General features: G+C 76.5%; 5 protein-coding genes. 1 reads left to right on the forward strand and 4 read right to left on the reverse strand.

Annotated features, from left to right (window positions below; genetic code table 11):
- Positions 1 to 27 precede the first annotated feature (27 nt).
- The 4 genes from AB0O40_RS08650 to lanKC form a co-directional block, all read right to left on the reverse strand.
- Complete coding sequence (locus AB0O40_RS08650; RefSeq protein ID WP_365037081.1) at positions 28 to 1,797, reverse strand: ABC transporter ATP-binding protein; 1,770 nt, start codon at positions 1,795 to 1,797, stop codon at positions 28 to 30.
- A complete protein-coding gene (locus tag AB0O40_RS08655) occupies positions 1,794 to 3,650 on the reverse strand; it encodes an ABC transporter ATP-binding protein (protein ID WP_365037083.1) in 1,857 nt (618 codons plus the stop codon). Before AB0O40_RS08655 ends, AB0O40_RS08650 begins: the two co-directional genes overlap by 4 nt.
- 118 nt (positions 3,651 to 3,768) lie before the next feature.
- Positions 3,769 to 3,906: a SapB/AmfS family lanthipeptide gene (locus AB0O40_RS08660; protein WP_365037085.1), complete on the reverse strand. Its 138-nt coding sequence runs from the start codon at positions 3,904 to 3,906 to the stop codon at positions 3,769 to 3,771.
- Positions 3,903 to 6,572: a class III lanthionine synthetase LanKC gene (gene lanKC, locus AB0O40_RS08665; RefSeq protein WP_365037087.1), complete on the reverse strand. Its 2,670-nt coding sequence runs from the start codon at positions 6,570 to 6,572 to the stop codon at positions 3,903 to 3,905. Before lanKC ends, AB0O40_RS08660 begins: the two co-directional genes overlap by 4 nt.
- Positions 6,573 to 6,951: 379 nt before the next feature.
- Between lanKC and AB0O40_RS08670 the strand changes: the two genes are divergently transcribed.
- Positions 6,952 to 8,616, forward strand: coding sequence for a M4 family metallopeptidase (locus AB0O40_RS08670; protein WP_365037089.1), 1,665 nt, complete (start codon positions 6,952 to 6,954; stop codon positions 8,614 to 8,616).
- Positions 8,617 to 8,718 lie beyond the last annotated feature (102 nt).

Raw genomic sequence — 8,718 nt, forward strand, 5'->3', positions numbered from 1 at the left:
GGCCCGTCGGGCACCGCCGGACACCCCTCACCCTTCGTCGTTCCAGACCCCCACCAGCTCGCGGTACAGGGGTGACCGGGCCGGCAGGTCCGCGTGCGTGCCGAGGAGGGCGCGGGTCCCGTCGAGGACGAGGACCCGGTCCGCCCGGGCCGCCGAGGAGATGCGGTGGGCCACCACCACCAGCGTGCCCGGACGCCGGGCCAGGGCGCGTTCGGCGTGCTCCTCGGCCCGCGGGTCGAGGTGGCAGGTGGCCTCGTCGAGCAGGAGCAGCGGGGCCGGGGACAGGTAGGCGGCGACCAGGGCGAGCTGCTGGCGCTCGCCCTGGGAGAGCGCGGCCGGGTCGACCGGGGCGTCCGGGCCGCCCAGCCGCGCCACCAGCCCGGCCGCCCCGAGCGCGGCCACGGCGCGCTCCAGCCGGTCCGGCGGCACCGGGGCGGGGGAGAGGTGGCAGAGGTTCTCGCGGACCGTACCGGTGAACACGTACGCCTGCTGGGGCAGCAGGGTCCGGCGGGGGTCGGGGGCCCGGCCGAGGCCGGGCGCACCGCCGCGCCGGGCCGGCTCCCCGGCCACCCGTACGCTGCCCCGGTCGGGCGGCAGCAGCCCGGCCAGCAGCGCGGCCAGGGTGGACTTGCCGATCCCGCTCGGGCCCACCACGGCCAGGTGCTCGCCCGCGCGCAGCTCCAGGTCGAGGTCGTCCAGCACCGGCCGGGCCCCGGGTCCGTAGGCGAAGCGCACCTGCCGCAGTTCGGCCGCGGGTTCCGGTGCCGACCGTCCGCCGGGCTCCGGCGCCGCCGGCCGCGGGCCCTGCGGGTCGGCCGCGGGTCCGCCCGGCGGGCCGGTGGGGCAGAAGCGGTCCAGGACCACCAACAGCCGGGTGCCGGAGGCCCCGAGGGCGTTCATCAGGGCGTCCAGGGCGGGCAGCAGCGACTGCACCAGATAGGTCAGCGCGGCGGCCAGGGCGCCCGCGCTCAGGCCCCGCCCGATCAGCCAGGGCGCGCCCAGCAGCAGGACGACCACGGGCAGCCGGCCCGCCACCCCCAGGGCGAGCGTGCGCAGCGCGGTCCAGCGGGCCAGCACGCCGGTCAGGCGTTCCTGCTCGGCGATCAGCGCCTGCGCAGGGGCGCCCGCCGCGGCCCCGCCGCCGCAGGCGACCACGTCCCGCAGCCCCGCGGCCAGTTCGCCGGCCCGGGCGGCCAGCGCCTCGTCGGTGTCCAGGGCCCGCCGCTGCACCCGCGCCACCGGGCGCAGCGTGAGCAGGAAGCCGGCCGTGCCCAGGAGCAGCGGGGGCAGCACGAAGAGCAGCAGCACCGGGGCCAGCGCGGCCATCCCGGCCAGTGCGCCGAGGGCCGTGAACACGAAGGACCGGGCGACCAGCACCAGGCCCGCGAAGGAGTCCCGGGCCATCTCGGTCTGCTGGGTGAGCCGGGAGACGGCCGCCGCGCCGGCCGGCCGCGCCGGATCGGCCAGGGCGCGCTCCAGCGCCTGCCGGACGGCCCGCCGCACCAGGCCGTCCCGCAGCGGTTCGACCAGGTCCGCGAGGCCGGCGAAGACCCCGCGCAGGGCGAACCCGCCGAGGAGGGCCCCGGCCCCGGCCACCGCGAGCCAGCCGGCGCCGGTCCCCGGCCGGTCGGCGAGGAAGCCGTCGTCGAGGGCGCGGGCCACCGCGTACCCGCCGAGGAAGGTGTGGGCGGACTCCAGCAGGGACCACAGGGCGAGGGCGCCCAGGGTCCGCCGGCGCCCCCGCAGGAAGCGCCGCCCCTCGGCGCCGACCCGCCGCCACGCGTCGGACTCGCTCACCGGACCGCCTCCCGGACGCCCGGGCCGGCGGCGGGTCCGCCGGCCGCTGCGCCATCCGCTGAGTCGTCCGCTCCGTCGTCCGCTCCGGAACCGGCCCCCGCGGACCCGTCGGCCGCGGCGGCGGCCGGGGCTCCGCCGGCGCCGAAGACCTCGCGGTAGGCCGGGTCCCGCCACAGGTCCGCGTGGGTCCCGGTGGCCCGGATCCGGCCGTCCTCCAGCCAGACCACGAGGTCCGCGCGGGCGGCCGTGGCGGTGCGGTGGGTGACGACCAGCCGGGTGCCGGCCGGTACGTCGTGGTCCAGGGCGCGCTGCACCTCGCGGGCGGTGACGGTGTCCAGGCTGGAGGTGGCGTCGTCCAGCACGAGCAGCCGGCCGACCCGGCAGAACGCCCGTGCCAGGCCCAGGCGTTGCAGCTCCCCGCCGGACAGCGGCGCGTCGGTCAACGCGGTCCGGTAGCCCTCGGGCAGCCGGCGCACGAACGCGTCCGCCCCGGCCGCCCGGGCCGCGGCCCGCACCGCCGCCGGGCCGGGCGCCGGCCGGGCGCCGAAGGCGAGGGCCGCCTCGACGGACTCCCCGAACAGCGCCGGCCGGGCGAAGGCGTGCCCGACCTCCCGGCGCAGCGCGGCCGGTGCGAACTCCTCGAGCGGGACGCCGTCCAGCAGGACCGTGCCCCGGTCGCAGCCGGTGAGCCGGCCGGCGACCGCGGCCAGCAGGGTCTTCCCGGCGCCCGACCGGCCCACCACCGCGGTGGTGGTGCCGCCCGGGATCCGCAGGTCCGCCGCCAGCACGGGCCGGCCCGCCCGCACCACCCGCACCCCGCGCAGCTCCAGAGTGCCGGGCCCGTCGGGGACCTCCTCCCGGGTCCCGTAGGGGAGTTCGGGCAGGTCGAGGAGGGCGCTGGTACGGCGGGCGGCGGCCCGGCCGCGCGCCACCGCGGCCAGCCGGCCGGTGACGGCCCCGGCGCCGGCCGCCAGGCCCGCGTACCGGACGGCGGCGAGCAGCCCCCCGACGCCGAGCGCGCCGGCCGCGAGCCGGGCGCCACCCACGCCGAGGACCACGTAGAGCAGCAGGGGCAGCAGGGTGCCGGTCCGGGCCATGGTCGCGCCGTAGATCCGCCAGGTGGTGCGCCCCTCCCGGCCCAGTTCGGGCAGCGGCGCCAGGATCCGGGCGGCCTCCCGCTCCCCGGTGCCGGCCGCGGCGATGGTGCGGGCCCCGGCCAGGGCCTCGGTGAGCCGGCCGGCGAGGGCGAGCTGCACCTGCTGGTAACGGCCCACGCTGGCCCCCGAGTCCCGGGTGAAGGCCTTCAACAGCAGCACCAGTACGGGCAGTCCGGCCAGGAACGCCAGGGCGGTCCAGACGTCGACGAGGAAGAGGGCCACCAGCCCGCCGAGCGGCGGCAGCAGGGCCGTCACGGCGGTGGCCGCGGCGGCCGGGACGGTCCCGGCGGCGGTGGCGTGCGCGGTCAGCCGGGCCGCGGTCTCGCCGGGCGGGTACCGCTCGGCGTGGTGCGGGGCGGTGCGCAGCAGGGCGGCCAGGGCGCCGCGGCGCAGCCGGGCGGCCGACCGGGCGTCCACGCTGCCGGTGAGCCGGGTGGTCGCGGCGTCGAGCAGGACCTCGGCGGCGGTCAGCGCCGCGCACCACAGGGCCCAGCGGGTGGCGTCCGGGTCCCGGCGCAGCAGCAGGTCGAGGCAGTGGCCGAGGACGGCCGGCTCGGCCAGTGCCGCGCCCGCGGCGGCCAGCGAGCAGCCGAACACGGCGGCGGTGCGGCCGGCGCTGTGCCGGGCGGCGGCCCGCAGCGCCCGGTCGGCGCTCCGGGCGGCCGCCGCCTCGCCGGGGTCGTCGGTCGGGGTCATCGGCGGCGGCTCCTCTCGTGCCCGCGCGGGCGGGTCCGGGATGAGGTGCGGGCCCGGGCGGCAAGCCGCCCGGGCCCGGAGGGACCTGCTGTCGGTCACAGGTCCGGTGGGACCTGTATCAGTTACAGGTGGTGATGCTCAGGCTGCTGTCGCCGCACAGGAGCAGGCTGGCGCGGCTGCCGCCCCCGTGGAGGTACGCGGCCTCGGAGGTCTCGTCCTTGGAGGTCTCCATCGACTGCAGGTCGAGAAGGGTCATCGCAGGTTCCTTTCCTTCGCTGGGGTGTTCCGATGGGGTACGGCCCCCTCGTGGGGGACCGGCTCTGGGGCCGCCGCGGTGCGCGGCGGCGGGAGGAACGGCAGGTGCGCCCGGCCGCCGGTGGCGGCGCTGCCCAGGGCGAGCAGCACGCCGGCGGTGCCGGTGGAGAGGTCCATCGACAGGCGCATCATCTGCTCGCCCGGGAAGGCGAGTCGTCCCTCGTGGCGCAGGGCGTGCCGGGACAGGGCCTCGATCTGCCGGGCGACGTCGGCCGCCCGGGTGCCCGGGCCGGGAGTGGTGGTCCGGGACAGGTGGAGGATCATGCCGGCGGCGCCGCGGAAGAGGCCGGGCTGGGCGTAGAAGGTCGCCTGGGCCGCCTGGACGATCTGGGTCCGGGCCTTCTCGAAGCGGTCGTCGGTCGCGTGGCAGAGCCAGTCGTCGAGGACCGCGCCGATGCCCACGCTGCCGGCGCCGAGGTACGGCATGGTCCGCCAGCCCTCGTCCACCTGGAGGGTGCCGAACGCGCTGGTCACGCAGCGGTCCAGGTCCCGGTGGAGCAGGTGTCCGGCCCGGCGCAGCAGTTCGGGGTCGCCGGTGCGCTCGTACAGCCGCAGGTGCAGCAGGGCGATCCCGCTGTGGCCGTGGAGCAGTCCGGCGCGCTTGAGCCCGGTGGCCGCCTCGGCGGCGAGTGTGGCGCAGCGCAGCGCGGCGCTGTGCAGGCGGGTGTCGCCGGTGGCGGTGCCCAGGGAGTCCAGGGCCAGGCCGATGCCGGCCAGGCCGCTGTGCAGGTCGGGTCCGACGGACTGCCAGGGCGTCGCCAGCAGCTGTTCCGCCAGGGCGCCGGCGCGGTCGTGGTGGCCGAGCCGCCGGTGCGTCCAGGCGAGTCCGGCCAGGCCGTCGTAGAAGCCGAGCGGGGTGCCGGAGGCGGGGTCCGCGGTCCGGGCGAGCAGCCACTCCTCGGCCTCGGGCCAGGGCGCCGCGCCCGTCTCGGCGAGCGCGTACAGGACCCCGGCGGCGCCGTACCCGAAGGCGGTCCCGCCGCCCGCGGTGGCGAACTGCGCCGGGTCCCCGGGGAAGAGCCGGTCCTCGCGGCCGGGGGTGGCGGTGGCGTGCAGGACGGCCGTCAGGGAGTCCCGGGCGGCCGGCCAGTCGGCCGGGTCGGCGGGCAGGTACGGCACGGGCGGGGCGGGTACCGCGCCACCGGGGGCGACGGCCCCCGGCGGGGTCTGCACCCCTGAGGCGTCGTCGGCCCCGGCCAGGATCTCCCGTACCGCCTCGTCGAGGAAGGCCCGGGGCACCGGGAACTGCTCCGCCGCGATCTGCGCGAGGTGCGCGGCCTTGCCCCGGTCCATGACCAGCAGGCTGGTCAGCGGCAGGAAGAGGGCCAGCCGCAGGCAGGCCAGGGCGTACCGGTCCACGGCGAAGCCGCGCCGGTCGGGCGGGGCGACGTAGGCCGGGTTGGCGACCGTCTGCCGCAGTCCCTCGTCGACGTGGGCGGCGGCTTCGAAGTCGAGCAGGGCGACGGAGGGTTCGCCGGTGGCGGGGTCCTCCGCGACCATGATGTTGAAGAGGTGCAGGTCGTTGAAGACGATGCCGCGGGAGTGCACGGCCTCGACGGCCTCGGTCACCCGCGCGTGGATCTTCAGCGCCCAGTCCGTGTAGGCGGCGAGCTCCGCCGGGTCGGGGTCGGCCTCGATCAGCGGGTGGCGGCGGGCGAAGTAGGTGTTGAGCGGCTTGCCCTCCAGGTACTGGAGCGCCAGGAAGTGGTGGTCCCCGACCGTGAAGGTGCCGCGGACGGCCGGTACGCACGTCAGCCCGTCCAGCCGCTCCAGGGCCCGGCGCTCGCGGTGCAGCCGGGTCACGGCGTCGGCCCCGTCGGCGGCCAGCCCGGCGAAGGGCCGCGCCTCCTTGAGGACCACCGGCTCGCCGGTGCGGGTGTCGCGTCCGGCGTAGACCCCGCCGCCGTTGGAGAAGTGCAGGGCCCGCTCCACCGTGTACGGGACCTCGCCGAGGGTGACCGCGGCCCGCCGGTCCAGGTGGGGCTCGAGGAAGTCGGGGAGTTCGACCCAGGCGGGCGGCTGGAAGACCGGGCCCCGGGCGTCCGGCACCAGCCGGCCGTCGGGCGCCTGGAGCGCCGGCACCAGTTCGCCGTCCTCGTCGTAGCAGTGCCGCAGGGTGAAGCTGCCGTAGCGCAGGTGGACCGGGCCGTCGTGCCAGCGCAGGTCGCTGAGGATGTACGGGCCGGGCTCGCCCGCCAGCAGGGCGTCCAGGTCCTCGGCGATGCGCCGGCAGTCCTGGGCGTCGGCCGGGTAGACGGTGAGGAACTTCCCGCTGGCCGCGCGGTCGGCGTACTTGGCGTTGCGCAGGTGCAGCAGGTAGCGGCTGGGCACGAACTTGAAGGCGGTCCGGCGCTCGACGCAGTAGGCGTGGACCTTGCCGAGGACGGTCTCCGCGTTGTCCAGGCAGGCCGAGACGTGGATCTTCCAGCCCTGGGTGGGCAGTTCGAGACCGAGGGGCCGCAGGGCCAGCCAGTCGCCGCTCCGGTGCGAGGTCCAGCCCTCGGGGACGGGAGCCAGGGCGGCCGGGAAGCTCTCGCCGGCCCGCCGGTACGGCGCGTCGTAGAACCAGCGGTCTGCGTCGCAGAAGGCCGCGTGCCCGTTGTTCACACCTGCTCCCTCGGTCGGTGACGTGCTTCAAGGTGTCATGGCGCCGACACCCCCCGACAGTCGTGTTTGTCATCAGCCCGACGTGCAGTACGCACGGGTCACTTGGCGCCTCCGACCGGAACGTCACGTTCTTTGCACGGATGTTGCGGCTTTATATGCCATCCGTGTCGGTGCATGTCACGGCCTTGTCCTTCCGATGAAGAGGCGCCCGGCAAAACGGACATGACCTGTCGAAGATCCACTTATGCCCTGTGACATGTGCGCGGCGGGCTGCGAAGGTCCGTGGTCATCAAGGCAGTACCGAACAGTCCAGGCAGTCCTCCGTGTACGGCTGGGCGGCGATCCCGTCCAACCCCCCCATGAACTCTGGAGAAACCGCATGTCTTCGTTCACCCCCACCGGCAGCCGGGCCCGCCGCCTGGCACTCACCTCCGGCGCCGTGGTCCTCACCGGCACGCTGCTCGCCGCCGCTGCCGCCAGCGCGTCGGCCGGGTCCGCCCCGGTGTCCCAGGACCGCACCTCCGCCGCGGCCACCGCCCGCACGCTGGGCCTCGGCGCCCAGGAGCAGCTGGTCGTCAAGGACGTCGTACGGGACGCGGACGGCACGGTGCACACCCGCTACGAGCGCACCTACGCCGGGCTGCCGGTGCTCGGTGGCGACCTGATCGTGCACCGGGCCGCCGACGGCACCGTCGAGGACGTCACCAAGGCCGTCCGGGCCGCCATCACCGTCGCCTCGCTGACCCCGAAGCAGACCCCGGCCGCCGCCGCCTCGGCCGCGGTGCGCACCGCCCGTGCCGCGAAGACCACCGGCGCCGCCGCCGGCCAGGCCCCCCGCAAGGTCGTCTGGGCCGCCACCGGCACGCCGGTCCTCGCCTACGAGACCCTGGTCACCGGCGTGCAGCAGGACGGGGTCACCCCGAGCCGGCTGCGGGTGGTCACCGACGCCGCCACCGGCGCGAAGCTGTACGAGGCCCAGCTGATCGACTCCATAACCGACGGCCGCACCGGCCGGGGCACCGCGAGCGCCGCGAAGCCGGCCGCCCAGGCCGCCGCCACCGGCTCCGGCGTCTCCCAGTACAGCGGGACCGTCACGCTCAACACCACCAAGTCGGGGTCGACGTACAGCCTGGTCGACAGCGTCCGCGGCGGCTCCAGCACCGTGGACCTCAAGCACAAGACCAGCGGCAAGGGCACCGTCTTCACCGACGCCGACAACAAGTGGGGCACCGGCAGCCCGGCCGACAACCAGACCGCGGCCGTGGACGCCGCCTACGGCGCCGCGCAGACCTGGGACTTCTACAAGAACGTCCTCAAGCGCAACGGCATCAAGAACGACGGCCGGGCCCCCGTCTCCCGGGTCCACTACGGCAAGGCCTACGTCAACGCCTTCTGGGACGACAGTTCCTTCACCATCACCTACGGCGACGGGGACGGCAACAAGAAGCCGCTCACCCAGCTCGACGTGGCCGGCCACGAGTTCAGCCACGGCGTCACCTCCGCCACCGCGGGCCTGGAGTACTCCGGGGAGTCCGGCGGCCTGAACGAGGCCACCTCCGACATCTTCGGCACCGCCGTCGAGTGGAACGCGAACAACGCCAAGGACACCGGCGACTACCTGCTCGGCGAGAAGATCGACATCTTCGGCAACGGCACGCCGCTGCGCTACCAGGACAAGCCGAGCAGGGACGGCCGCGGCTCGGCCGACTACTGGAGCGCCGGCGTCGGCAACCTCGACGTCCACTACTCCTCCGGCGTCGCCAACCACTTCTTCTACCTGCTGTCCGAGGGCAGCGGCGCCAAGGACATCAACGGCGTGCACTACGACAGCCCGACCGTGGACGGCTCCACCGTCGCCGGTATCGGCCGGGACAAGGCCGTGCAGATCTGGTACAAGGCGCTGACCTCGTACTTCACCTCCACCACGGACTACAAGGGGGCCCGTGTGGGGACCCTGAAGGCCGCCGCCGACCTCTACGGCGCGAACAGCGCCGAGGCCAAGGCCGTGGCCGCCGCCTGGACCGCGGTCAACGTCAAGGCCTGACGGCGCGCGGGCGGGCGCCCGGCCCCCCCAGGGCCGCGGGCGCCCCCCCCCCCCCCCGCCCCCCCCCGGGCCGGGCCGGCCCCCCCCCGCCCCGGGCCCCGG

It is taken from the genome of Streptomyces sp. NPDC089919, from assembly GCF_040684615.1.
Classification (GTDB): Bacteria; Actinomycetota; Actinomycetes; order Streptomycetales; family Streptomycetaceae; genus Streptomyces.

Coding starts and splice junctions, on each gene's coding strand:
- AB0O40_RS08655 (WP_365037083.1), bottom strand. CDS start 3,650: ATGACCCCGACCGACGACCCCGGCGAGGCGGCGGCCGCCCGGAGCGCC.
- AB0O40_RS08660 (WP_365037085.1), bottom strand. CDS start 3,906: ATGACCCTTCTCGACCTGCAGTCGATGGAGACCTCCAAGGACGAGACC.
- AB0O40_RS08670 (WP_365037089.1), top strand. CDS start 6,952: ATGTCTTCGTTCACCCCCACCGGCAGCCGGGCCCGCCGCCTGGCACTC.